We start from the raw sequence: 25661 nt of genomic DNA on the forward strand, positions 1-25661 counted from the left end.
AATTCAGCAAGTTAAGTGACGATAGCCTAGGAGATACACCTGTACCCATGCCGAACACAGAAGTTAAGCCCTAGAACGCCGGAAGTAGTTGGGGGTTGCCCCCTGTGAGATATGGTAGTCGCTTAGCTATTATCCGCCATAGCTCAGTTGGTAGTAGCGCATGACTGTTAATCATGATGTCGTAGGTTCGAGTCCTACTGGCGGAGTAAATGAGCATATGAAAAAAGAGCTCTCAGCTCTTTTTTCTTTCTCTCTATCGATGCTTTTGCATTGTTTTAGAATCAGAGTGTTACTATAGTTGGAGCTTGATTCTTTTCTTTTTTGTGGTATAATTAACCGGTAAAGTTTCAACCGGTTAAGAAAGGAAGCGAAGAATGGGGCATTTAGCAGAAAAAATTAATCATTTTTTGAATGAGGTTATATTGACAGCTGAGAATCAACATGAAATCTTGGTAGGCTCTTGTACGAGCGATGTGCGGCTAACGAACACGCAGGAACATATTTTAATGCTCTTGTCTCTGGAGTCTTTGACGAATTCTGACTTGGCAAAGAGGCTGAATGTTAGCCAGGCTGCTGTAACTAAAGCTGTTAAGGCTTTGGTGGAGCAAAAGATGTTGGAAACATTCAAGGATAAGAAGGATGCTCGTGTGACTTTTTATCGATTGACTGATTTGGCACGACCGATTGCGGAAGAGCATCAACATCATCATGTTCATACTTTGGAGACTTACCAGAGATTGGCAGAGCAATTTTCTTCTGAAGAGCAAGAAGTGATTGTGAAGTTTTTGGATGGTTTGATTGGAGAAATTGGGAAATGAGATATATCACAGTGGAAAATCTGTCCTTTTACTATGACAAGGAACCTGTGTTGGAGTATATTCATTACTTTTTGGATAGTGGCGAGTTTGTAACCTTGACAGGGGAGAATGGGGCTGCTAAGACGACACTTGTCAAGGCTAGTCTGGGGATTCTGCAGCCTAAGCATGGCGAGGTCCAGATTTCCAAGACCAATGAGAGAGGCAAGAAATTGAGAATTGCTTATCTTCCGCAGCAGATTGCTAGTTTTAATGCAGGTTTTCCTAGCACGGTTTACGAGTTTGTTAAGTCTGGCCGCTATCCGCGCAAGGGTTGGTTTCGACGTTTAAATGAACATGATGAGGAACATATCAAGGCCAGTTTGGAGTCGGTTGGAATGTGGGAACATCGGGACAAGCGAATCGGTTCTCTCTCTGGTGGTCAAAAGCAGCGGGCTGTGATTGCTCGTATGTTTGCTTCGGATCCGGATATTTTTGTCCTAGATGAGCCGACAACAGGGATGGATGCAGGCAGCAAGGATGAATTTTACAAGCTCATGCATCATAGTGCTCACAAGCATGGGAAAGCTGTCTTGATGATTACACACGATCCGGAGGAAGTTCGCAAATATGCTGACCGCAACATTCATCTAGTTCGGAATCAGGACTCACCTTGGCGCTGCTTCAATGTGCATGAAAGTGACAGCGGACAGGAGGTGAATCATGCTTAATCTATTTTCCTATGATTTTATGCAGCGAGCCTTTCTGGCAGTTATTGCCATGAGCCTCTTCTCACCGATTCTGGGGACTTTCTTAATTTTGCGTCGGCAGAGCCTCATGAGTGACACGCTTAGTCACGTTTCTCTAGCAGGCGTGGCTTTCGGATTGGTTCTAGGTCTGTCACCGACTTTTACTACTGTAGTAGTGGTTATCATTGCAGCGGTCTTTTTGGAATACTTGCGGACAATCTATAAAAATTTCATGGAAATCGGGACGGCTATTCTTATGTCAACGGGATTAGCAGTTTCCTTGATTGTTATGAGTAAGGGCAAGAGTTCTAGCTCGATGAGTCTGGACCAGTATCTATTTGGCTCCATTGTGACTATCAGCAGGGAGCAGGTGATTTCTCTCTTTGTCATTGCTGCTGTGGTGCTTGTCTTGACCTTCCTCTTCATTCGCCCCATGTACATCTTGACCTTTGATGAGGATACGGCCTTTGTGGATGGGTTGCCGGTGCGGACTATGTCCATTCTCTTTAATATCGTGACGGGTGTTGCGATTGCTCTCATGATTCCAGCTGCGGGAGCCTTGCTGGTTTCGACCATTATGGTCTTGCCGGCCAGTATTGCCCTGCGGATTGGGAAAAATTTCAAGTCGGTTATTCTACTGGCAAACGTCATCGGCTTCTTTGGTATGATTGCCGGACTTTATATTTCTTACTATGCAGAAACGCCAGCAAGCGCCAGCATTACGATTATCTTCGTCAGCTTGTTCTTGCTGGTCAATCTGGTCAAAAAATTTATGAAATAGGAGCATAAAATGAAAAAAATTGGTTTACTATTAGCAGGTTTACTGAGTATTTTCTTGGTAGCTTGTTCCAATCAAAAAAATGCAGATGGCAAGCTCAGTATTGTCACGACTTTTTATCCGGTTTACGAGTTTACTAAGCAGGTTGCTGGAGATGAGGCCAATGTTGAACTTCTAATCGGGGCAGGTACAGAGCCGCATGATTATGAGCCTTCAGCTAAGGCAGTTGCGACGATTCAGGATGCAGATGCCTTTGTCTATGAAAATGAAAACATGGAGACTTGGGTTCCAGATTTGCTAAAAAACTTGAAAAATAAGGAAGAAAAGGTTATCAAGGCGACTGGAAATATGCTCTTGCTGCCTGGTGGTGAAGAGGAAGAAGACCATGACCATGGTGAAGAGGGACATCATCATGCCTATGATCCCCATGTCTGGCTGTCACCGAAGCGGGCTATTAAAATGGTGGAGAACATCCGTGATAGCTTGAGCAAGTCTTATCCTGACAAGAAAGCGGCTTTTGAGAAAAATGCAGCGGCTTATATCAAGAAGCTGGAAGCCTTGGACAAGGAATATGAAGATGGTTTGGCCAATGCCAAGCAAAAGAGCTTTGTTACTCAGCACGCAGCCTTTAACTATCTGGCATTGGACTATGGTTTGAAGCAGGTGCCAATTTCTGGCCTTTCACCAGACAGTGAGCCATCCGCTTCACGCTTGGCTGAATTGACTGAGTATATCAAGAAAAATAAAATCAAGTATATTTACTTTGAAGAGAATGCTTCCCAGGCTTTGGCTTCTACATTAGCTAAGGAAACAGGAGTAGAACTTGATGTCTTGAATCCGCTGGAAAGCTTGACCGAAGAGCAGACCGAGGACGGAGCAGGCTATATTTCGATCATGCAGGCTAATCTAAAGGCTCTCAAGAAAACGACTGACCAAGAGGGAACAGAGATTACGGCTGAGAAAGAAGAGGATACTAAGACAGTTCAAAATGGCTACTTTGAAGACAGTGCCGTCAAGGATCGAACCTTGTCTGACTATGCTGGTGAGTGGCAGTCTGTTTACCCTTATCTGAAAGACGGCACCTTGGATCAAGTCTTTGACTACAAGGCTAAGCTGACCGGAAAAATGACGGCAGCTGAATACAAGGACTACTATGACAAGGGCTACAAGACGGATGTTTCCAATATCAATATCACAGACAAGACCATGGAATTTGTGGTAGATGGAAAATCCAAGAAATATACGTATAAATACGTTGGTAAGCATACTCTGACTTACTCTAAGGGAAATCGTGGAGTACGCTTTATGTTTGAAGCGACAGATGCGGATGCTGGCCAGTACAAGTATGTTCAGTTTAGCGACCACAACATTGCACCGACCAAGGCAGCTCACTTCCATATCTTCTATGGCGGCGAAAGCCAGGAAGCACTCTTTGATGAGCTAGAAAACTGGCCAACCTACTATCCAAGTAAGTTGACAGGTCAAGAAATCGCCCAAGAGATGTTGGCACACTAATAGAATAAAGCAAGAAGACGGGATTTTCCCGCCTTCTTTTTTGTATATCAGGAAATGACGATAAAAACACTTGACAAATTACGATTACAATTGTAAACTAATAAAGAATTGAATTACAAATGTAAATGTTAAGGGAGTGTTAAACAATGGAACAGCAAAATATGAGCCAAGCAGAATGGCAAGTGATGCGTGTGCTATGGGCGTATCCACACAGTCGCAGTACAGAGATTATAGCGCGGTTGGAAGCCGATTTTTCCTGGAAACCGGCAACAATCAAGACTCTTTTGAATCGTCTGAAGACCAAAGAATTTATTGCCATGGAAAAAATAGAAGGTAAATTTTACTACAATGCTCGGATTTTAGAAGCGGACCATCTGGAAAGTACTTGGCAGGCTCTTTTTGACAATATCTGTAATACTAAACACGGAGATCTTTTGATTTCGATGATTGAGAGAAGTCAGTTTAGTCAAAGGGACTTGGAGCGGCTCAGCCAAGTCATTGATAAGAAAAGAGCTTCAGCTCCGCTAGAAATCAAATGCCACTGCCCTCAAGGTCAGTGTCGTTGCGGGCACGGAAAGGAGACACATTGATGAGCGAGAAGAAAGAATACAAGCTCTCAGGCATGACCTGTGCTGCCTGTGCTATGACGGTGGAGATGGCGGTCAAGGACTTAGAAACGGTCGAGGATGTCAGTGTCAATCTGGCGACAGAACGTCTCAGTTTGCTTCCTAAGGCGGGATTTGATAGCCAGCAAGTGCTGGATGCTGTAGCCGAGGCTGGTTATCAGGCAGAAGAAAAAAGAAACGCTAGGCTGTCTGATGTGAGCGAAGAGGCCGCAATGAAAACGCAGGAATTGCGAAGGAAGAAGCAAGAATTATTAATTCTTTTGGTTACGGCTCTGCCCTTGCTTTATATCTCTATGGGCAGTATGGTCGGTCTTCCTCTGCCTAACTTCTTGGACCATATGGCGCATCCCTTGGTCTTCGTTCTGTCACAACTTCTTTTGACTCTGCCTGCTGTGTGGATCGGGCGCGGCTTCTATCAGAGAGGTTTTCGCAATCTTATCAAGCGACATCCCAATATGGATAGTTTGATTGCGGTGGGAACCAGCGCAGCGTTTCTCTACAGCATCTACTCGGTCAGTCAGGTTTTTCTTGGTCATCATGCCTTTGTTCATCAGCTTTATTTTGAGTCTGTTGCAGTGATTATTGCCTTGGTTCTTCTGGGTAAATATCTGGAAAGTTCAGCTAAGGGGAGAACGTCTCAGGCGATTCAGTCTCTGCTTGAGCTAGTGCCTAGTCAGGCGACAGTGATTCGCTATGGCGAGGCTGTGACCATTGATACAGAGGATATCCGAGTTGGAGACATTATCCGTATCAAGCCAGGGGAACGTATGCCAGTAGATGGCCTTGTGACGGAGGGACAGACCTTTGTGGATGAGTCCATGATGACTGGAGAAAGTGTCCCGATTGAAAAAAAAGTCGGCGATACCATTACCAGTGCAACAATCAATCAAAATGGTAGTATTGACTATCAAGCAACTAGGGTTGGTTCGGATACGACCTTAGCTCAGATTGTTAGATTAGTGGAGGAAGCGCAAGGGTCTAAGGCTCCGATAGCGGCTTTGGCCGATAAGATTTCGCTCTATTTTGTCCCAATCGTGCTGAGCTTGGCTACTTTGTCCGCGCTTGGCTGGTATTTTCTGGCTGGTGAGAGTCTTAGCTTTTCTCTGTCAATCTTTATCGCAGTTCTGGTCATTGCCTGCCCTTGTGCGCTGGGGTTAGCTACTCCGACAGCCATCATGGTCGGGACTGGTAAAGGGGCTGAAAATGGAATTCTGATTAAGTCTGGACAAGCTTTGGAAGCAGCTTATCAGCTGGACACCATAGTTCTTGATAAGACTGGGACGATTACGGTTGGTAAGCCCAGTCTGACAGATCTGCTGCCCTTGAGTGATTTTAATCTCTCTGACTTGTTGCAGCTAATAGCCAGTGCTGAGCAGCATTCTGAGCATCCTTTGGCTCAGGCTATCTTAGAAGCTGCTGAAGAGGAGGGGCTTGACCTACTGCCTGTCAGTCATTTTAAGGCCGTAATTGGACGAGGCTTATCAGCTCAGGTTGAGGGCAGACAGCTTCTGGTGGGAAATGAAAGCTTGATGAAAGAAAAGAGCATTGACAGCAGTGCCTTTCAAGAACAGTTGTTGGAGCTTTCCCAAGATGGGAAGACAGCCATGTTTGTCGCAGTAGATGGACAGCTGGCTGGTATTTTAGCGGTAGCAGATGAGATGAAGTCCAGCAGTCTGTTGGCTGTGCAGGAGCTCCAGTCTATGGGGCTGGAAGTTATCATGCTGACAGGAGATCGTGAAGAAACCGCGACAGCTATTGCCCAGAAGGCTGGCATCCAAAAAGTCATCGCAGGTGTATTGCCAGATGGTAAGGCTTCTGCTATCAAGAGCTTACAGGAAGCTGGGAAAAAACTGGCTATGGTCGGAGATGGTATCAATGACGCACCGGCTCTGGTTCAGGCAGATGTGGGAATTGCCATCGGCTCTGGCGCCGATGTGGCTATTGAGTCAGCAGATGTAGTGCTCATGCATAGTGATTTGCAGGATGTAGTCAAGGCTATCAAGCTCAGCCAAGCGACCATCCGCAACATCAAGGAAAATCTTTTCTGGGCCTTTGCCTACAATACACTAGGCATCCCTATTGCTATGGGGCTATTGCATCTTTTCGGCGGTCCCTTGCTCAATCCTATGCTGGCTGGTCTAGCCATGAGCTTGAGCTCAGTGTCGGTTGTCGTCAATGCTCTGCGTCTAGGACGCTTTAAAATGAAGAAATATACGGAGGAATGAATCTATGAAACAAACAATTCAGTTAGAAAATTTATCTTGTCAAAATTGTGTCAAACACGTCACCCAGCACTTCCTATCTATGGAGGGAGTGTCAGATGTGACAGTAGATCTGGACAAGCAGACAGCAGTAGTTATTGCGGATAGATCCTTGAGTGCAGAGGATTACCAGGCGGCTTTGAGCAAAACTATCTATAAGGTCTTAGCGGTGCAGGATAACTGAGCTAACTTGTAAAGTAGACCGAAAAAGTCTATAATATTAGTAATCATTTAATGGATAAGGAGAAAGCCATGAAGCAGAAAATAGTCTATCCTTTGTTATGTTGCTTAGCTCTATCGACTTTGGCAGCCTGCTCTAGTAAGGCAGTTAATTCTACTCAGACAAGTTCGAGTACTACTCAGGAATCTTCTCAAGTAGCTTCTAGCCAGAGTGTTGCAGAATCGTCTTCTTCTGCCACAAGCAGTCAAAGCTCAGCAGAAGTTAGTCCAGAAAAGACGCAAGAGGAGAAAAAAGCAATGGATATTTCGGCCTTGGCCAATGGAGACTACTCTAGTGTAAAAGGAACCTGGCAGAATGCTGCTGGTCACCAGCTGGTGTTCAATGATAAAGGGTTAGTTTCTGATAGCTATGAGCTGTACGGAGCATCGTTAACGGATTATGGAACGGCTTCTGGCGGTGTGTACGGTGGTGAGACCGGCGGTTTCTTGTTAGAGTTCATTCCAAAAGGAGTCAAGCTTGCGAATAAAGAAAATTTCCAAGATAGCTCAGATGCCAGCCAAGATCGTCTGTGGACGGGAGTTGGGATGAATAGCTTCGATGAACAAGGTCAATTTTATTATCGTGTTACTAACTAGTCGTGTAGGATAGAAATTTTCTATCCTATTTTTTGTTTTAAAAGAGTAGTTAGTTGAAATATGATAAAAAATTGTGCAAACGTTTGAATAAATGCTTGAAATAATGATTAAAAAAGGATATAATATTTTTATGAAAGCGCTTTGAAATTTTTAGGGGTTTCAAAGGTAATTATTTTCACATAAAGTAAAGGGGAACTTATGGTTGAGTTAAATCTGAAAAATATTTATAAGAAGTATCCAAATAGTGAGCACTATTCTGTTGAAGACTTTAATTTGGACATTAAGGACAAGGAATTTATCGTTTTCGTTGGTCCGTCAGGATGCGGGAAATCCACAACTCTTCGTATGATTGCGGGTCTGGAGGATATCACAGAAGGAACAGCGTCAATTGATGGCAAAGTAGTTAATGACGTGGCACCGAAAGACCGTGATATCGCTATGGTCTTCCAGAACTATGCCCTCTACCCACACATGACAGTCTATGACAACATGGCTTTCGGGCTCAAACTTCGCAAGTACAGCAAGGAAGATATCGACAAACGGGTGCAAGAAGCAGCTGCCATCCTTGGTTTGAAAGAATTCTTGGATCGCAAGCCAGCGGACTTGTCAGGTGGTCAACGTCAGCGTGTTGCCATGGGTCGTGCCATCGTGCGTGATGCAAAGGTTTTCCTAATGGACGAGCCTTTGTCAAACTTGGATGCGAAGTTGCGTGTGTCCATGCGTGCTGAGATTGCCAAAATCCACCGCCGTATCGGAGCAACAACCATCTACGTTACCCATGACCAGACAGAAGCGATGACGCTGGCTGACCGCATTGTTATCATGTCAGCAACCAAGAACCCTGCTGGAACTGGAACGATTGGTCGAGTAGAGCAGATCGGTAGTCCACAGGAAGTCTACAGAAATCCAGTCAACAAGTTTGTGGCGGGATTCATTGGCAGCCCGGCCATGAACTTTATCACTGTGACACTTGAGGGGAATGAAATCGTTGCCGATGGCTTGCGTTTGACAGTGCCAGAAGGAACGCTGAAAGTTCTGCGTGAGAAGGGTTATGACGGCAAGAAATTGATCTTCGGTATTCGTCCAGAAGACATCAATACAGAACCTGCCTTCTTAGAGACCTTCCCAGATTCTGTGGTTCATGCGACCATCTCTGTCTCTGAGCTTTTGGGTTCTGAGTCTCACCTTTACTGCCAAGTTGGTGATAGCGAGTTTATCGCACGGGTAGATGCTCGTGACTACTCAGAAACAGGTGCAGGTATTGACCTTGGTTTTGACCTGAACAAGGCGCATTTCTTTGATTTCGAAACAGAGAAAACAGTTTATTAAAATATGAGTTATAAAAAAGATAGTCAGCAAGCCAAACGGAATGCATTTGGTCTGCGGACTATCTTTTCTTTATTTTGCTTTTCCGATAAGAATGGTAGCGGCAATAGTTACTTGGGTGAGGTCAGTCCAGTCGATCTGGTCTTGCTCAACGTGAAAGAGGAGTGGTGTCATCGCTAAAAGAGCGGCTCTACTTTCGGCAGTCAAGGAGTGGCTAGACTCAACATTGATTTCAGAGATTATATCGAAGTGCTCTCGGAAATGCTGGATGACTTCTTGGTTAGAGTAATCCTTGTTGCTGAGCTGTCTAGCGGCTTTTTGGCGAATTTCTTGAAGATGGCGCTCGGTGGGGATGACCTTGATGAGGAGGGCATTGTCAGACATGACTCGCCGAAATTCCTGATAATTGGCTGGAGAAAAGATGTCTAAAATGATGTCCATGCTGGCATCTTGTAGCGGTAGCTTGGCCAAATCACCGACGAACCAATTGACTGCGAAACTGCTGTCGCTCTTGGCCGCCAACTGAATGGAATCTTTTGAAATATCGAAAGCATAGAAGGTTTTTTGGGGATGGGTTTCTTGGAGTTTACGAGAGTAGAAGCCCTCACCGCATCCAATATCTAAGACTGTTTTAGCAGATTCTGAGCTTGCAAGCAAGTTTGAGACAGCCTCTAAGATAGCTTGGTAGAATCCTGCTTCTAAGATCAACTGCCGATTTTGAAAACTGGCCTTATCGTAGTCTTTGGGCTGCTTGATTTGAGGTGCTAGATTTACATAGCCAAACTTAGCCAAGTCATAAGAATGCCGATGTTGGCATTTAAGGCTGCTATCCATCAGCTGCAGCTCTTCCTTGCAGATGGGACAGGCAAAAGCGGTCGCTGTGGCAAAACGCTGGAGTTTGGGTTTGAGGTTTGTATTCATAGTTTAAGTGTATCAAAAGAGACAAGTGAAAGCAACTTTAGGAGTAAGTAGATGGGAGATTCAGTAGAAATAAAACTAATTCTCCAATTTATAAAATGAAATTGCTTTTATATCTAAATTTCTATATAATAATGATAAGGAGGAAATAAGTATGTTAAAAGAAGTATTAACCGTTGCAAAAGTTGCGAAAAAATCTTCACTATTTTTGGGTGGTGTCGCATTTGGTACCCTTGGCTTGAAAATCTTAGCAAGTAAGGAAGCTAAAAAAGGTTATTCTAAAGCTTTGGCTAAGGCTTACAAGTTGAAAGACGGGCTAGATGCATCTGTTTCTTTTGTGAAACAACATGGAGACGATGTCTTGCAAGATGCCAAATATTTGTACGAGCAAGAGAAAAAAGAAGAGCAATTAGATAGCCTTATAGGGGAATAATATGTCTTTTAAAGTGCTACATAGAGGATACCAACATATCCGACTATCATCTTCTTTTTCACTCACCTTGGATATTCAAGACTATCTTCGTTCCTTGGCGAGAGATGAAAAGGGGATTGAGTCCATCCAGTTTTACATGGATCAACAGCACTTTACTCTACGTATAAAAGAAGGCTTCTCTGTATTAGACAATGCAGAAGCCTTTTTAAAAAGAATTGATAAAGGGAAAGTTTCTGAGTTGATGACTCTTCCCATTCGTAGAGAAGAGAGTGCTTATTCTATTGTTTCAGGTGCAGCGATTAAGCGTATACTTTTTCGTAGTTTTGTGCCGTATCCTATTCGCTATATATGGACTTGTTATCAGGCTTTTGGCTATATTAGAGAAGCTTATCAAACACTAGCGCGCAAGGAACTAACGATGGAGGTCCTGGACTGTTCGGCGATTTTATTGTCCTTGTTTATGAACCAATCTAAGACGGCTAGCAATATCATGTTTATGCTTGATTTGGGGAATCATTTAGATCAGTGGTCCTTGAAAAAAACTGCAACAGATTTAGAACAAAGCCTTCTTGCAAAAGAGAGCGATGTATTTCTAGTACAGGGGGATACGGTTGTTAGTATCAAGAGTTCCGATGTTCAAATAGGAGATGTCTTGGTCCTATCTCAAGGAAATGAAATTCTGTTTGATGGACAAGTAGTTTCAGGTTTAGGTATGGTCAACGAAAGCTCCTTGACAGGAGAGAGTTTTCCAGTTGAAAAAAGAGAGTCTGATTTGGTTTGTGCAAATACAGTATTAGAAACTGGAGAGTTACGCATTCGTGTAACCGATAATCAGATGAACAGCCGTATTTTACAGCTAATTGAGTTGATGAAGAAATCTGAAGAAAACAAGAAAACGAAACAACGCTATTTCATCAAGATGGCGGATAAGGTCGTCAAATATAATTTCTTGGGTGCTGGTCTGACTTACCTATTAACAGGTTCTTTTTCTAAGGCTATTTCTTTCTTATTGGTCGATTTCTCCTGCGCTTTGAAAATCTCTACTCCTGTAGCTTATTTAACGGCTATCAAGGAGGGTTTGAATCGTGAAATGGTGATTAAGGATGGGGATGTTCTGGAGAAATATCTGGAAGTCGATACCTTCTTATTTGATAAGACGGGGACAATCACAACTAGCTATCCTATAGTTGAAAAGGTGTTACCTTTTGGAGACTATAGTGAGGAAGATATTCTCAGAATCAGTGCCTGTCTTGAGGAGCACATCTATCATCCTATCGCTAATGCCATTGTCAAGCAAGCTGAGATAGAGGGAATTGAACATGAGGAAATGCATGGGAAACTCCAATATATTGCAAGCAAGGGAATTAAGTCCCATATTGATGGTGAATCGGTTGTCATCGGAAATTTTGTCCTGATGCAAGACGAGCAAATCAATATTAGTCCTGAACAAAATGCCCTGATCGAAGAATATAAGAATCACTACAATCTACTGTTCTTGGGCTATCGCAATGATCTTATTGGGATGTTCTGTATCCATACTCCTTTGAGAAAAGAAGCAAAAGTTGCCTTAGAAAAGCTCAAAGCTCAAGGAAAGAAACTGATTTTAGCAACAGGTGATACCTTGGTTAGAACGGAAGAACTTGTAAAAGATTTGCCGTTTGATCAAGTTTATACAGATTTGAAACCTGATGGGAAATTTGAATTGGTGCAGGAGTTACAGCAATCTGGTCATACTGTCTTAATGGTCGGAGATGGCCTGAATGACTCGGCAGCTCTAACCCTTGCGGATATTGGTGTTGTGATGAATGAAAGTGCAGATATTTCTAAGCAAATGAGCGATATATTATTATTAGATAATCGCTTGGATTTTTTTGAAGAATTAGACTCTCTGTCATCGTCTTTGCAAAAACTGATTCAGAAGAATATCCAAGAAACCGTCGTCGTAAATAGTAGTTTGATTGGCTTTGGTTTATTTAACTGGCTTAGTCCTTCCAATCTTTCTATCTTACATAACCTCACAACTTTGCGAATTGTACTTCGTAGTCTTTCTGTTAAGAATAGATAAGTAAGAAGATTTTAATCTACTATGAGCAAAAAGGAGTTATCTCAGAGAAGAGTAACTCCTTTTGTTTGTGTGGATAAATTTTGAATGTTTTAGTATGTAAGGACGAAGTATTTCTTCTTACCACGGCGGATAACGGTGAGTTCGTTTTCGAGCTTGTCTGCGTCACCCAAAACATAGTCCAGGTCTTGGATGCGGTCGCCGTTGACATAGATAGCTCCGTTTTGAACATCTTCGCGAGCTTGGCGTTTTGAGTTGACCACGCCAGCTGATACAAGGGTTTCGACGATGTTGAGGTTTTCGTCTGCTTGTACTTGGTAGTTTGGCACACCGCGAAGTCCTTGTTTGAGTTCTTTAACAGAAAGGTTTTTGATGTTTCCTGCAAAGAGTTGCTCGGTGATGTTAAGAGCTTCCTTGTAAGCTTCTTCTCCGTGAACAAGAGTCACGACTTCACGAGCGAGGATTTTTTGAGCCAAGCGTTCGTGTGGAGCTGCTTCGAATTGTTTGCGGATGTCTTCAATCTCATCCAGTGACAAGAAGGTAAAGATCTTCAAGAAGCGAACAGCGTCAGCGTCCATGACATTCATCCAGAATTGGTACATTTCGTATGGAGAAGTCTTGTCAGCATTGAGCCAAACTGCGTTTCCTTCTGACTTACCAAATTTCTTACCAGTCGCATCCGTGATAAGGGGAACAGTAATAACGTGCCCAGTCTTGTCAGCCTTACGACGAAGCAATTCAGTACCAGCAGTCATATTGCCCCACTGGTCAGAACCACCGATTTGCAGGGTAACATTATAGTCTTGGTTAAGGACAAAGAAGTCGTAACCTTGCATGATCTGGTAGGCAAACTCAGTGTAAGAAATCCCTGTTTCAATCCGTTTTTTCACAGATTCCTTGCTCATCATGTAGTTGACAGTGAAGTATTTGCCGACATCGCGCAAGAAATCAATAAAGCTAATGGAGCCAAACCAGTCGTAGTTGTTGACCATGACAGCCTTGTTTTCGCCATTTTCAAAGTCAAGAAAGCGGGACAGTTGGCCTTGGATAGACTGAACCCAGCCATCAACGGTTTCCTTGGTTTGCAGGCTACGCTCTGCATCTTTAAAGGATGGGTCGCCAATCAAACCTGTTGCACCACCGACGAGGGCATAAGGCTTGTTCCCAGCCAACTGTAAGCGGCGGCTGGTCAAAATAGCCACCAAGTGACCTAAGTGCAGACTGTCTGCTGTTGGATCGTATCCAGTATAATAAGAGACCTGCCCTTCTTCTAAGGCTTTACGCAAAGCTTCTTCATCAGTCGTTTGAAAAATCAAACCACGCTCTTGCAGCTCATCAAAAATGTGCATAGTTGTCTCTCCTTTTCTAAGATAGCAAAGGATTGTGCCCTTGCTCAAGTATTTTTTTGTTTTATCCCTCTATTGTATCACAAACGCGACAAATAGCAATGAGTAGCCAGAAAATAATTCCTGTAAAAGCGCTAGAATTAGCTCTTTCTTGATATAATCTGCTGATGTTTGCTATAATAGTCGATAAGGAGAATCTATGTTGAAACCATTTATAAAAAAGTTAAAACAGTTTGGTAAGGGGGAGCCCTCACCTGTTAAGACGTCTAAGCCAAAAGGAGAGACATGGTCGGTACTTGATATTGTTTCCGTTATTTTTCGGACAGTAAAATTACTCTTAAATGTCGCTTTTGTATTTATCTTTTTTGGAATAGTATTGGGGGCTGGACTCGGATTGGGCTATGCCGCCAGCCTTTTTAGTGATGTCTCCGTGCCGAAGCAGGAGGAGCTGGTAAGTCAGGTCAATAAGATTTCTGGGATTTCGAAGCTGACCTATGCTAACGGAGAGTTGATTTCTGAAATCGATAATGATTTGTTGCGGATCCCAGTTGCCAGCGATGCGATTTCGGATAATGTCAAAAATGCTATCATTGCTACGGAAGATGAGAATTTTGAAACTCACAATGGTGTTGTGCCCAAGGCGGTTCTGCGGGCAACCTTGGGTTCTGTAGTTGGAGTTGGCTCATCCAGCGGGGGCTCGACCTTAACTCAGCAGTTGATTAAGCAGCAGGTCGTGGGAGATGCTCCGACTTTCAAGCGGAAGGCAGTAGAGATTGTTGATGCCTTGGCTTTGGAACGCTATATGTCTAAGGATGACATTCTGACTACTTATTTGAATGTGGCACCTTTTGGCCGGAATAATAAGGGGCAAAATATTGCTGGAGTGGAAGAAGCAGCTCAAGGGATTTTTGGTGTATCAGCCAAGGATTTGAGTATCCCGCAGGCTGCGTTTATTGCTGGATTGCCTCAGAGTCCGATTGTCTATTCGCCTTATGCCTCTGATGGTAGTATGAAGAGTCCAGATGATATGGCTTTAGGTCTAGAGCGGGCTCGGAATGTTTTATATAATATGTACCGTACAGGTCGACTGAGTGAAGCAGACTATCAGCAGTACAAGGACTATGATCTGACGCAGGATTTCAAGCCGACTGAGAGCCTTCAAAAAAGCTCGCATAGTTACCTCTACCATACAGCTTTTTCAGAAGCGCAGACGGCCATGTACCAGTATTTGATTCAGCGGGACAATGTATCCCAGCAAGAATTAAAAAATAATGCAACGGTTGAAGCCTATCAAGAGTTAGCTCAAAAAGAGCTGAGCGAGGGCGGCTATACGGTCACGACCACTATCAATCATTCGATTCATCAGGCGATGCAGAATGCTGTTGCCAACTACGGTGGTCTCTTGGATGATGGGACAGGAATGGTCGAGGTTGGAAATGTTCTTCAGGACAATAAAACAGGAGCCATTATTGGTTTTGTCGGTGGTAGAGACTATAGTTCTAATCAAAACAACCATGCTTTTGATACGGAAAGATCTCCTGGTTCGACTATCAAGCCGATTTTAGCTTATGGGATTGCCATTGACCAAGGGCTGATGGGAAGTGCAAGTGTCCTTTCCAATTATCCGACGAACTTCTCTAGCGGTGAGCCGATTATGCACGTGGATAGTCGCGGGACAGGCATGATGGACCTGCAGGAAGCCCTCAATACTTCTTGGAATATTCCAGCTTATTGGACCTATCGTGCACTTCGCGAGAAGGGTGTGAATGTCCGAGGCTATATGGAAAAAATGGGCTACCATATTGACAACTACGATATTGAAAGTCTACCAATGGGTGGGGGAATCGAGGTTTCGGTTGCCCAGCACACCAACGGTTTCCAGACCTTGGCTAATAACGGTTCTTATCAAGAAAAGTATATGATTGAAAAGATCACAGCTCCTGACGGCAAGGTGGTTTATGAGCATAAGGCAAAACCAGTTCAGGTGTATTCGCCTGCTACTGCAACGATTATGCAAAGTTTGATGCGAGGTGTGCTCAACTCTGGTGCAACTACGACCTTTAAATCAAGGATTAGTCAAGTTAATGGTACCTTGGCAGGCGCAGATTGGATTGGTAAGACAGGTACAACTAACAGCAATGGTGATATGTGGCTCATGCTCTCCACTCCTCGGATGACCCTTGGAGGCTGGATTGGTCATGATGACAATACTTCTATGGCTGCTCTGACAGGCTACAATAATAATGCGGCCTATATGGCCTATCTAGCCAATGCCATTTATGAGGCGGATCCAAGTGCCTGGGGAATCGGAGAGAAGTTCAATCTTGATTCGAGCGTTATCAAGTCTGATGTTCTCAAGTCTACTGGAGAAAGACCAGGAACCGTCACAATCAATGGCCGTTCCATCAATCTAAGCGGTCCGACTGTTCCTAGCTACTGGGCTAAGAATGGCGCTCCAACGACGAGCTATCGCTTTGGTATCGGCGCATCAGATGCGGATTATCAGAGAGCTTGGGGAGCAATTTTGGGTGGTTATACCTTTAATTCTGGTTCTAACTTTAGCTCTAATCCGAATTCCAATAATGGGACGAATTCCAGCAGTAACCGACAGGGAAACTAGGACATCAAGAACGGCTTTTCAACTTTTCAGAAAGCAGAGGAAAGCCTTGCAATTTCTAGATAAATACGGTATAATAGTATCAATAATTTGTCGTGTGCTTTAATTGAAATATTGTCCGATTAAAGCTTGCAGCAGTTAAATCAAACTTTTTATAAGTCAGATTTAGCTGCTCTTTTTGTGTCTATTTTTCAGAATTATAGGATTTGTAACGCAAATTTAAAGATTCTAAAAACTTAGCAAAAGGGACTGATTGTAGCTGTTTTGACGAGAGTCAATGGCGTAGAAGGGGTCTTCCCTTGGTAAGAGTGAAGAAGAGTGTGATATGAGAGGCAGATGGTTATGATTCCAATAATCGGTAAATCTCAATTCTCTCCGATTCCTCCCTCTGTACTTTATAAAAAAGGAGTTAGAAACTTGGCAGGACATGACGTTCAATACGGGAAACATCGGACCCGTCGTAGTTTTTCAAGAATTAAAGAAGTTCTTGATTTACCAAACTTGATTGAAATTCAAACAGACTCGTTTAAAGATTTCTTGGACCATGGTTTGAAAGAAGTCTTCGAGGATGTGCTTCCTATTTCAAACTTTACCGACACCATGGAATTGGAATTTGTCGGCTATGAAATCCGTGAGCCTAAATATACGCTGGAAGAAGCTCGTATCCACGATGCTAGCTACTCAGCGCCAATCTTTGTGACTTTCCGTTTGATTAACAAGGAAACTGGTGAAATCAAGACACAGGAAGTCTTCTTTGGTGACTTCCCAATCATGACTGAAATGGGAACCTTCATCATCAACGGTGGTGAGCGGATTATCGTATCCCAGTTGGTGCGTTCGCCAGGTGTTTACTTCAACGATAAAGTTGATAAAAACGGTAAAGTTGGCTACGGTTCAACGATTATCCCTAACCGCGGAGCTTGGTTGGAGTTAGAAACAGACTCAAAAGATATCGCCTATACTCGTATTGACCGGACGCGTAAAATTCCATTTACTACTTTGGTGCGTGCGCTTGGTTTCTCAGGTGATGATGAGATCTTGGACATCTTTGGTGACAGCGACTTGGTGCGCAACACCATTGAAAAAGATATTCACAAGAACCCAATGGACTCTCGTACGGATGAAGCTCTGAAAGAAATCTATGAGCGCCTTCGTCCAGGCGAGCCTAAGACGGCTGAAAGTTCTCGTTCTCTGCTTGTAGCTCGTTTCTTTGATCCACATCGCTATGACTTGGCAGCCGTTGGTCGTTACAAGATTAACAAGAAGCTCAACATCAAGAATCGTCTGCTCAATCAAACATTGGCAGAACATCTGGTAGATGCTGAAACAGGTGAAATTCTTGTTGAAGCTGGCACGGTTATGACTCGCAGTGTGATTGACAGCATTGCAGAGCAGTTGGACAATGGTTTGAACAAGATCATTTATATTCCAAACGACTCAGCTGTCTTGACAGAGCCTGTAGAATTGCAGAAGTTCAAGGTCGTCGCACCAAGCGATCCAGATCGTGTTGTGACGATCATTGGCAATGCGAACCCATCTGACAAGGTTCGGACTGTAACACCAGCTGATATCTTGGCTGAAATGAGCTATTTCCTTAACTTGGCAGAAGGTATCGGTCGTGTGGATGATATTGACCACTTGGGGAACCGTCGTATTCGTGCAGTTGGTGAGCTTTTGGCTAACCAAGTTCGTCTCGGACTTTCTCGGATGGAGCGTAATGTTCGTGAACGGATGTCTGTTCAGGATAATGAAGTACTGACTCCGCAGCAAATCATCAACATCCGTCCAGTGACTGCAGCCATTAAAGAATTCTTTGGTTCTTCTCAGTTGTCACAGTTCATGGACCAACACAATCCGCTATCCGAGCTTTCTCACAAGCGTCGTCTTTCTGCCTTGGGACCTGGTGGTTTGACACGTGACCGCGCTGGTTATGAAGTGCGGGACGTGCACTATACTCACTATGGTCGTATGTGTCCGATTGAAACGCCTGAAGGACCAAACATCGGTTTGATCAATAACTTGTCTTCTTACGGGCACCTTAACAAATATGGCTTTATTCAAACACCTTACCGTAAGGTAGACCGTGAAGCTGGTGTGGTAACTAACGAAATCGTTTGGCTGACAGCTGATGAGGAAGATGAATTTATCGTAGCGCAGGCAAACTCTAAGCTTAATGAAAAAGGTGGCTTTGCTGAGCCTATCGTTATGGGACGCCACCAAGGTAACAACCAAGAATTTCCTTCAGACCAAGTAGACTACATGGATGTATCACCTAAGCAGGTAGTTGCCGTGGCGACAGCATGTATTCCTTTCTTGGAAAACGACGACTCCAACCGTGCCCTCATGGGTGCCAACATGCAACGTCAGGCTGTGCCATTGATCGATCCAAAAGCGCCTTATGTTGGTACTGGTATGGAATACCAAGCTGCCCACGATTCTGGTGCAGCGGTTATTGCCCAGTATGATGGTAAGGTGACCTATGCGGATGCGGATAAGGTAGAAGTTCGTCGTGAAGATGGTTCGCTAGATGTTTACCATATCCAAAAATTCCGTCGTTCAAACTCAGGAACTGCTTACAATCAACGTACCCTTGTAAAAGTTGGCGATGTCGTTGAAAAAGGTGACTTTATCGCTGACGGACCTTCTATGGAAAATGGAGAAATGGCGCTGGGACAAAACCCAATCGTTGCCTACATGACATGGGAAGGTTACAACTTCGAGGATGCCGTGATCATGAGTGAGCGTCTGGTGAAAGACGATGTCTACACCTCTGTTCACCTCGAAGAATACGAATCAGAAACTCGCGATACAAAGCTTGGGCCTGAAGAAATCACTCGTGAAATTCCGAATGTTGGTGAAGATGCCCTTAAAGACCTTGACGAAATGGGTATTATCCGTATCGGTGCGGAAGTTAAGGAAGGCGACATCCTTGTAGGTAAAGTAACACCTAAGGGTGAGAAAGACCTTTCAGCTGAAGAACGTCTCTTGCACGCTATCTTTGGTGATAAGTCTCGTGAAGTACGTGACACTTCTCTTCGTGTACCACACGGTGCCGATGGTGTTGTTCGTGATGTCAAGATCTTTACCCGTGCTAACGGTGATGAGCTACAATCAGGTGTTAACATGTTGGTGCGTGTCTACATCGCTCAAAAACGTAAGATCAAGGTCGGAGATAAGATGGCCGGACGTCACGGAAACAAAGGGGTTGTATCCCGTATCGTTCCTGTGGAAGACATGCCATACTTGCCAGACGGAACCCCAGTTGATATCATGTTGAACCCACTTGGGGTGCCATCCCGTATGAATATCGGTCAGGTTATGGAACTCCACCTTGGTATGGCAGCTCGTAACTTGGGCATCCACATTGCGACACCGGTCTTTGACGGAGCAAGCTCAGAAGATCTCTGGTCTACAGTTCGTGAAGCTGGTATGGATAGCGATGCTAAGACAATTCTTTATGATGGACGTACTGGTGAGCCATTTGATAACCGCGTTTCTGTCGGTGTCATGTACATGATCAAGCTCCACCACATGGTTGACGATAAGCTCCATGCCCGCTCAGTTGGTCCATACTCAACTGTTACCCAACAGCCACTCGGAGGTAAAGCTCAGTTTGGTGGACAACGTTTCGGGGAAATGGAAGTTTGGGCCCTAGAGGCTTACGGTGCGTCAAATGTACTTCAAGAAATCTTGACTTACAAGTCTGACGATATCAACGGACGTTTGAAAGCTTATGAAGCGATTACTAAAGGGAAACCAATTCCAAAACCAGGTGTGCCAGAATCCTTCCGAGTTCTTGTGAAAGAATTGCAATCTCTTGGTCTTGACATGCGTGTCCTTGACGAAGATGACCAAGAAGTGGAACTTCGTGACTTGGATGAAGACATGGATGAAGATGTGATCCATGTGGACGATCTGGAAAAAGCACGTCAAAAACAGGCTCAAGAAGCTAAAGCAGCTTTTGATGCTGAAGGAAATGAAGAAAAATAATTCGTCGCTGATTAGATAAATAAGAAAGGTAAGAAATAGTGGTTGATGTAAATCGATTTAAAAGTATGCAAATCACCCTAGCTTCTCCAAGTAAGGTCCGTTCATGGTCTTACGGAGAAGTGAAGAAGCCTGAGACAATCAATTACCGGACCTTGAAGCCAGAACGTGAAGGCCTCTTTGACGAGGTGATCTTCGGGCCAACCAAGGATTGGGAGTGTGCCTGCGGTAAATACAAACGGATTCGTTACAAAGGGATTATTTGTGACCGCTGTGGTGTTGAAGTAACACGGACTAAGGTTCGTCGTGAGCGTATGGGGCACATCGAGCTTAAAGCACCGGTTTCTCACATTTGGTATTTCAAGGGAATCCCAAGCCGTATGGGCTTGACTCTGGATATGAGTCCGCGCGCCCTAGAAGAAGTCATTTATTTTGCGGCTTATGTGGTGATTGATCCTAAGGAAACACCACTGGAGCACAAGTCTATCATGACTGAGCGCGAGTATCGTGAGCGCCTCCGTGAATATGGTGCAGGTTCATTCGTTGCCAAGATGGGAGCAGAAGCGATCCAAGACTTGCTGAAACAAGTAGATTTGGAAACAGAAATTGCGGCTCTTAAAGAAGAATTGAAAACAGCTTCTGGTCAAAAACGAATCAAGGCTATTCGTCGTTTGGACGTTTTGGATGCCTTCTACCGCTCTGGCAATAAGCCAGAATGGATGATTCTCAACATCCTGCCGGTCATTCCGCCAGATCTACGTCCAATGCTTCAATTGGATGGTGGCCGCTTTGCCTCATCTGACTTGAACGACCTCTACCGCCGCGTTATCAACCGGAACAACCGTTTAGCTCGTTTGCTTGAGTTGAATGCACCAGGTATCATCGTTCAAAATGAGAAACGGATGTTGCAAGAAGCGGTGGATGCTTTGATTGACAATGGTCGTCGTGGTCGTCCGATCACAGGTCCAGGTAGCCGTCCACTTAAGTCTTTGAGTCACATGCTCAAAGGTAAACAAGGTCGTTTCCGTCAAAACTTGCTGGGTAAACGGGTTGACTTCTCAGGACGTTCCGTTATCGCTGTTGGTCCGACATTGAAGATGTATCAATGTGGTGTGCCACGTGAAATGGCGATCGAGCTCTTCAAACCGTTTGTTATGCGGGAAATTGTTGCCCGTGACTATGCACAGAATGTGAAAGCTGCTAAGCGCATGGTAGAGCGTGGCGATGAGCGCATCTGGGATGTCTTGGAAGATGTTATCAAAGAACACCCAGTGCTCCTTAACCGCGCACCGACCCTTCACCGTTTGGGGATCCAAGCCTTTGAGCCAGTTCTAATCGATGGTAAGGCTCTTCGCTTGCATCCGCTGGTCTGTGAAGCCTACAATGCCGACTTTGACGGTGACCAAATGGCCATCCACGTTCCATTGTCTGAAGAAGCACAGGCTGAAGCTCGTATCCTCATGCTGGCTGCTGAGCACATCTTGAATCCGAAAGACGGAAAACCAGTTGTAACACCGTCTCAGGATATGGTCTTGGGTAACTACTACCTGACTATGGAAGAAGCAGGTCGTGAAGGCGAAGGTATGGTCTTTAAAGACCGTGATGAAGCTGTGATGGCCTTGCGTAATGGCTATGTCCACTTGCACACTCGTGTGGGTATCGCGACAGATAGCCTCAACAAACCTTGGACAGAAGATCAAAAACACAAGATCCTCATGACCACAGTAGGTAAGATTCTCTTCAACGATATCATGCCAGAAGAGCTGCCTTACCTGCAAGAGCCAACGAATGCTAACTTGACAGAAGGTGTTCCAGCTAAATACTTCTTGGAGCCAGGTAAAGATATCAAGTCTGCCATTGAAGCCCTAGAGTTGAATATTCCGTTCAAGAAGAAAAATCTAGGAAATATCATCGCTGAAATCTTCAAACGCTTCCGTACGACAGAAACATCTGCCCTGCTGGACCGCTTGAAAGACTTAGGTTACCACCATTCTACTCTAGCTGGTTTGACAGTGGGTATTGCTGACATTCCAGTCGTAGAAGACAAGGCAGAGATCATTGAAGAATCTCACAAGCGTGTAGAACAAATCACCAAGCAATTCCGTCGTGGTATGATTACTGACGACGAACGCTACAATGCTGTTACAGCTGAATGGCGTGCTGCCCGTGAAAAACTGGAAAAACGCTTGGTTGCTAACCAAGATCCGAAGAACCCAATCGTTATGATGATGGACTCTGGAGCCCGTGGTAACATCTCGAACTTCTCACAGCTTGCCGGTATGCGTGGTCTGATGGCTGCTCCGAACGGACGTATCATGGAATTGCCAATTCTTTCAAACTTCCGCGAAGGTTTGTCTGTATTGGAAATGTTCTTCTCTACTCACGGTGCCCGTAAAGGTATGACCGATACGGCCCTCAAGACAGCCGATTCAGGTTACTTGACTCGTCGTCTAGTTGACGTGGCCCAAGACGTGATTATCCGTGAGGATGACTGTGGTACAGACCGCGGCTTGCTCATCACTTCTATTACAGAAGGCAAGGAAATGATCGAGTCTCTGGAAGAGCGTCTCAATGGTCGTTACACTAAGAAGACGGTTAAACATCCAGAAACTGGCGCAGTTATCATCGGTCCAAATGAATTGATCACCGAAGACAAGGCGCGTGAGATTGTCAATGCTGGTGTGGAAGAAGTGACAATCCGCTCCGTATTTACATGTAACACTCGTCACGGTGTCTGCCGTCACTGTTACGGTATCAACTTGGCGACTGGTGATGCGGTTGAAGTCGGTGAAGCAGTTGGTACAATCGCTGCCCAATCTATCGGGGAACCTGGTACACAGCTTACAATGCGTACCTTCCACACGGGTGGTGTTGCCTCTAATACCGATATCACTCAGGGTCTTCCTCGTGTCCAAGAAATCTTTGAAGCCCGTAATCCGAAAGGGGAAGCGGTCATCACTGAAGTCAAGGGTGAAGTTACTGCTATCGAAGAAGATGCATCTACTCGTACTAAGAAAGTCTTTGTCAAAGGTGCAACTGGCGAAGGCGAATACGTGGTGCCATTCACAGCTCGCATGAAGGTAGAAGTGGGCGACCAAGTTTCTCGTGGTGCTGCCTTGACTGAAGGTTCTATTCAGCCTAAGCACTTGCTGGCTGTCCGCGATGTCTTGTCTGTTGAAACTTACCTGCTTGCTGAGGTACAAAAAGTTTACCGTAGCCAAGGGGTAGAAATCGGCGATAAACACATTGAGGTAATGGTTCGTCAAATGATTCGTAAGGTGCGCGTCATGGACCCAGGTGATACAGATCTCCTCATGGGAACTCTCATGGATATCACTGACTTTACAGATGCTAACCGTGATGTGGTTATCTCAGGCGGAGTGCCTGCGACAGCTCGTCCAGTCCTCATGGGAATCACCAAAGCTTCCCTTGAAACTAACAGCTTCCTGTCTGCAGCTTCCTTCCAGGAAACAACTCGTGTCCTGACCGACGCTGCTATCCGTGGTAAGAAAGACCATCTGCTCGGACTCAAAGAAAATGTTATCATCGGTAAGATTATTCCAGCCGGTACTGGTATGGCTCGATACCGTAACTTGGAACCACAAGCAATCAATGAAGTTGAAATCATTGATGAAGTTGTGGAAACAGCAGAGACTGAAGAAGTTGAAACGAGCGTAGAATCATAAAAACTTGCTTGAGTTTACAATATAAAAGTCTATCAGGAAGAGAATCTTGTATTCTCTTCCTTTTTTGCTAGGTGCACTGCATTGGTGAAGGTATAATAAAAATTGAAATTTTAGCGCTCTATTTTGCTGCCAGATTGAATCAAAAGCTTAGGGAGGGAGCTTCCTAGTGAGCAGATGGCACATTTTTTGATTTTATATGGCTCTTAGCTGTACAGGAAGGGAAAAATTCGATATACTAAGTAAAAGGAGGAAGAAATGAAAATTTTTTTGCAAAAAGTAGAATATAGTTTACTGGCTTTGTTTTTAGCCGTACAGACTCAAGTTCCTTTTGTACTGATCCAGTTTTACAAAGGTCGAGATCAAAGTTTTTCAATGGGATACACCTTGCTTATCCTGATGATTTATTTTGTGATCATTTTTTATGCCCTGCGAATGGCTAAAAAAGAAGGCTTACTGACCCTTGATTTTAGTTTTTTTAATTTAAAATCAGTGATCTGGCTAGTATTATCCTATCTGATAACTTTCGGAGTTAGTATTTTTGCTGCGATTATTATGGTTCTAGAGGGCCAACTTTCAGGAACGACAGCCAATCAAACTGCTTTGCAAAACTTGTTTCAGAGTACGCCCGTTGTTTTGCTTATTGTGGGAGCTGTTTTTTCAGCGCCAATTTTGGAAGAGATTATTTTCCGTGGTTTGATTCCCCAAAAGCTGTTTCCAAAGCATGAGTTGATTGGTCTGATAGTTGGTTCTATCCTTTTTGGTTTTTTCCACGGTCCGACCAACATCGGTAGTTTTGTCCTTTATGCTGGTATGGGGGGTGTTCTAGCTTTGGTGGTTCACCAGACTAAGCGTTTGGAAATGGGAATTTTAGCCCATATGTTACGGAATGCCATTGCTATTTTGGTGATGATCATTTCACAAAGTTAACTAGATATCATTCATGGATGAAGAGGTCAGATTGACCTCTTTTTTGACATTTCAGGGATAAAAAGTGACTTTTGAGGACATGGAGCTAGCAAAGCGAATCTTTTGTTCTATAATGAGAATTGTATCTTAGCTTTAAGGAGTAAAAAATGAGGCTCACATTTCAAAAATCTATCCAAATCTTATTAGTAGCTATGCTAATGCAATCGGTCTTGCTGCTTTTGGTTCATCCGATGACCAATCATTTCGTGTTATCGAGGCCTAACTTGCTTTTTATCTCTCTGTTTTTGTTCATTCTTTTAGGGTATGCCTCTTATTTTTCTCGTGAGTGGCGGGATTTTAAGATAGAGCTACGGGCTTCCAAGCGGTTTCAGCACTTACGTTGCCTTTATTTTTTAATGATTGCAAGCAACGCAGCGAGTCTTGTTCTCCTTTGTGGGCAGTCGGGTTCGGATCTAACATCTTTGCAGCAGCTTATCTCAAACAGTTTTTCCGCCTCCTCCTTGCTATTGCTTGGCATGGATTTATTTGGAATGTCATCACAGGCTAAGCAAAACAGGCAGATGAAATACAGAAAGAGTTGGTGTATTGCCTTGGGAATTGCTCTCTTTGCTTTCCTGAGAAATCCCGGAGAATCATCTTGTTTTCTAATTTATCTAAGTTTAGGCATGGCTTTTGTCCAGCTCTTAAAAGCCTGGGTTAGCTCTCTAGAATTATCCTTACTGGCTCATCTTCTTCGGAATTTACTTCTGATCCTCCTTTTGCCCTTCTGTATGTAAAAAGTGTTGTCTTAAATAGTGGAATTGTGGTAAAATGGTAAATG

Annotated in this window: 18 protein-coding genes, 1 tRNA gene and 1 rRNA gene; 18 read left to right on the forward strand and 2 right to left on the reverse strand. The window is 44.1% G+C overall.

Annotated features, from left to right (window positions below; all coding sequences use genetic code 11):
* Window positions 1-11: 11 nt before the first annotated feature.
* The 11 genes from rrf to PAN94_RS07725 all read left to right on the forward strand — a co-directional run bounded on the left by rrf (window position 12) and on the right by PAN94_RS07725 (window position 8868).
* Window positions 12-127 (forward strand): 5S ribosomal RNA (rrf, locus tag PAN94_RS07675).
* A 5-nt stretch (window positions 128-132) separates the two neighbouring features.
* A tRNA-Asn gene (locus PAN94_RS07680) sits at window positions 133-206 on the forward strand.
* Window positions 207-374: 168 nt separating this feature from the next.
* Window positions 375-818 carry a zinc-dependent MarR family transcriptional regulator gene (locus PAN94_RS07685; protein WP_285875364.1) on the forward strand — a complete coding sequence of 148 codons (444 nt, stop codon included), beginning with the start codon at window positions 375-377 and terminating at the stop codon, window positions 816-818.
* Window positions 815-1525, forward strand: coding sequence for a metal ABC transporter ATP-binding protein (locus PAN94_RS07690; RefSeq protein ID WP_285875366.1), 711 nt, complete (start codon window positions 815-817; stop codon window positions 1523-1525). The genes PAN94_RS07685 and PAN94_RS07690 overlap by 4 nt, the downstream gene beginning before the upstream one ends.
* Window positions 1518-2324 (forward strand): metal ABC transporter permease, encoded by an 807-nt coding sequence (locus PAN94_RS07695; RefSeq protein ID WP_061423435.1) that lies wholly within the window; start codon window positions 1518-1520, stop codon window positions 2322-2324. The genes PAN94_RS07690 and PAN94_RS07695 overlap by 8 nt, the downstream gene beginning before the upstream one ends.
* A 9-nt stretch (window positions 2325-2333) precedes the next feature.
* Entirely contained in the window at window positions 2334-3836 is a 1503-nt protein-coding gene (locus tag PAN94_RS07700; protein WP_285875368.1) for a zinc ABC transporter substrate-binding protein AdcA, read from the forward strand.
* A gap of 146 nt (window positions 3837-3982) precedes the next feature.
* Window positions 3983-4426: a CopY/TcrY family copper transport repressor gene (locus PAN94_RS07705; RefSeq protein ID WP_125371281.1), complete on the forward strand. Its 444-nt coding sequence runs from the start codon at window positions 3983-3985 to the stop codon at window positions 4424-4426.
* Complete coding sequence (locus PAN94_RS07710; RefSeq protein ID WP_285875370.1) at window positions 4426-6687, forward strand: heavy metal translocating P-type ATPase; 2262 nt, start codon at window positions 4426-4428, stop codon at window positions 6685-6687. Before PAN94_RS07705 ends, PAN94_RS07710 begins: the two co-directional genes overlap by 1 nt.
* Window positions 6688-6691: 4 nt before the next feature.
* Window positions 6692-6907, forward strand: coding sequence for a heavy-metal-associated domain-containing protein (locus PAN94_RS07715; protein WP_048791676.1), 216 nt, complete (start codon window positions 6692-6694; stop codon window positions 6905-6907).
* Between the two features lie 68 nt (window positions 6908-6975).
* Window positions 6976-7539, forward strand: a complete 564-nt coding sequence (locus PAN94_RS07720) for a DUF6287 domain-containing protein (protein ID WP_193389927.1) — start codon at window positions 6976-6978, stop codon at window positions 7537-7539.
* A gap of 198 nt (window positions 7540-7737) precedes the next feature.
* Window positions 7738-8868 (forward strand): ABC transporter ATP-binding protein, encoded by a 1131-nt coding sequence (locus PAN94_RS07725; RefSeq protein WP_125380183.1) that lies wholly within the window; start codon window positions 7738-7740, stop codon window positions 8866-8868.
* 69 nt (window positions 8869-8937) lie between these two features.
* On the opposite strand, the gene PAN94_RS07730 is transcribed toward PAN94_RS07725, so the two are convergent.
* Window positions 8938-9786 carry a methyltransferase domain-containing protein gene (locus PAN94_RS07730; protein WP_005591276.1) on the reverse strand — a complete coding sequence of 283 codons (849 nt, stop codon included), beginning with the start codon at window positions 9784-9786 and terminating at the stop codon, window positions 8938-8940.
* A gap of 151 nt (window positions 9787-9937) precedes the next feature.
* On the opposite strand from PAN94_RS07730, the gene PAN94_RS07735 reads away from it, so the two are divergent.
* Both PAN94_RS07735 and PAN94_RS07740 read left to right on the forward strand, forming a co-directional pair.
* Window positions 9938-10216 (forward strand): DUF6110 family protein, encoded by a 279-nt coding sequence (locus tag PAN94_RS07735; RefSeq protein ID WP_285875374.1) that lies wholly within the window; start codon window positions 9938-9940, stop codon window positions 10214-10216.
* A gap of 1 nt (window position 10217) precedes the next feature.
* Entirely contained in the window at window positions 10218-12281 is a 2064-nt protein-coding gene (locus tag PAN94_RS07740; protein ID WP_285875375.1) for a heavy metal translocating P-type ATPase, read from the forward strand.
* 89 nt (window positions 12282-12370) lie between these two features.
* Here PAN94_RS07740 and tyrS read toward each other — a convergent pair whose 3' ends face one another.
* Window positions 12371-13627, reverse strand: a complete 1257-nt coding sequence (tyrS, locus tag PAN94_RS07745) for a tyrosine--tRNA ligase (RefSeq protein WP_285875376.1) — start codon at window positions 13625-13627, stop codon at window positions 12371-12373.
* A 196-nt stretch (window positions 13628-13823) separates the two neighbouring features.
* Here tyrS and pbp1b point away from each other — a divergent pair, with 196 nt between their 5' ends.
* The 5 genes from pbp1b (at window position 13824) to PAN94_RS07770 (ending at window position 25617) form a co-directional block, all read left to right on the forward strand.
* The gene (gene pbp1b / locus PAN94_RS07750) at window positions 13824-16244 is read left to right on the forward strand and encodes a penicillin-binding protein PBP1B (protein ID WP_414290394.1); all 2421 of its coding nucleotides are present in this window, start codon (window positions 13824-13826) and stop codon (window positions 16242-16244) included.
* A gap of 414 nt (window positions 16245-16658) precedes the next feature.
* Complete coding sequence (gene rpoB / locus PAN94_RS07755) at window positions 16659-20231, forward strand: DNA-directed RNA polymerase subunit beta (RefSeq protein ID WP_285875377.1); 3573 nt, start codon at window positions 16659-16661, stop codon at window positions 20229-20231.
* 38 nt (window positions 20232-20269) lie between these two features.
* Window positions 20270-23914 (forward strand): DNA-directed RNA polymerase subunit beta', encoded by a 3645-nt coding sequence (gene rpoC, locus PAN94_RS07760; protein WP_015604273.1) that lies wholly within the window; start codon window positions 20270-20272, stop codon window positions 23912-23914.
* 255 nt (window positions 23915-24169) lie between these two features.
* A complete protein-coding gene (locus PAN94_RS07765; RefSeq protein ID WP_285875379.1) occupies window positions 24170-24841 on the forward strand; it encodes a CPBP family intramembrane glutamic endopeptidase in 672 nt (223 codons plus the stop codon).
* 146 nt (window positions 24842-24987) lie between these two features.
* Entirely contained in the window at window positions 24988-25617 is a 630-nt protein-coding gene (locus PAN94_RS07770; protein WP_285875380.1) for a hypothetical protein, read from the forward strand.
* Window positions 25618-25661 lie beyond the last annotated feature (44 nt).

The sequence above is a fragment of the Streptococcus sp. SC1 genome, assembly GCF_030272855.1.
Lineage (GTDB): Bacteria > Bacillota > Bacilli > Lactobacillales > Streptococcaceae > Streptococcus.

Bases quoted from the DNA above. Each gene is read 5' to 3' on its own strand.
- PAN94_RS07770 (WP_285875380.1), top strand. From the start codon at position 24,988: ATGAGGCTCACATTTCAAAAATCTATCCAAATCTTATTAGTAGCTATG.
- PAN94_RS07740 (WP_285875375.1), top strand. From the start codon at position 10,218: ATGTCTTTTAAAGTGCTACATAGAGGATACCAACATATCCGACTATCA.
- PAN94_RS07685 (WP_285875364.1), top strand. From the start codon at position 375: ATGGGGCATTTAGCAGAAAAAATTAATCATTTTTTGAATGAGGTTATA.
- PAN94_RS07695 (WP_061423435.1), top strand. From the start codon at position 1,518: ATGCTTAATCTATTTTCCTATGATTTTATGCAGCGAGCCTTTCTGGCA.
- PAN94_RS07715 (WP_048791676.1), top strand. From the start codon at position 6,692: ATGAAACAAACAATTCAGTTAGAAAATTTATCTTGTCAAAATTGTGTC.
- PAN94_RS07720 (WP_193389927.1), top strand. From the start codon at position 6,976: ATGAAGCAGAAAATAGTCTATCCTTTGTTATGTTGCTTAGCTCTATCG.
- PAN94_RS07725 (WP_125380183.1), top strand. From the start codon at position 7,738: ATGGTTGAGTTAAATCTGAAAAATATTTATAAGAAGTATCCAAATAGT.
- PAN94_RS07690 (WP_285875366.1), top strand. From the start codon at position 815: ATGAGATATATCACAGTGGAAAATCTGTCCTTTTACTATGACAAGGAA.
- PAN94_RS07730 (WP_005591276.1), bottom strand. From the start codon at position 9,786: ATGAATACAAACCTCAAACCCAAACTCCAGCGTTTTGCCACAGCGACC.
- pbp1b (WP_414290394.1), top strand. From the start codon at position 13,824: ATGTTGAAACCATTTATAAAAAAGTTAAAACAGTTTGGTAAGGGGGAG.
- PAN94_RS07735 (WP_285875374.1), top strand. From the start codon at position 9,938: ATGTTAAAAGAAGTATTAACCGTTGCAAAAGTTGCGAAAAAATCTTCA.
- PAN94_RS07700 (WP_285875368.1), top strand. From the start codon at position 2,334: ATGAAAAAAATTGGTTTACTATTAGCAGGTTTACTGAGTATTTTCTTG.
- PAN94_RS07765 (WP_285875379.1), top strand. From the start codon at position 24,170: ATGAAAATTTTTTTGCAAAAAGTAGAATATAGTTTACTGGCTTTGTTT.
- tyrS (WP_285875376.1), bottom strand. From the start codon at position 13,627: ATGCACATTTTTGATGAGCTGCAAGAGCGTGGTTTGATTTTTCAAACG.
- PAN94_RS07705 (WP_125371281.1), top strand. From the start codon at position 3,983: ATGGAACAGCAAAATATGAGCCAAGCAGAATGGCAAGTGATGCGTGTG.
- PAN94_RS07710 (WP_285875370.1), top strand. From the start codon at position 4,426: ATGAGCGAGAAGAAAGAATACAAGCTCTCAGGCATGACCTGTGCTGCC.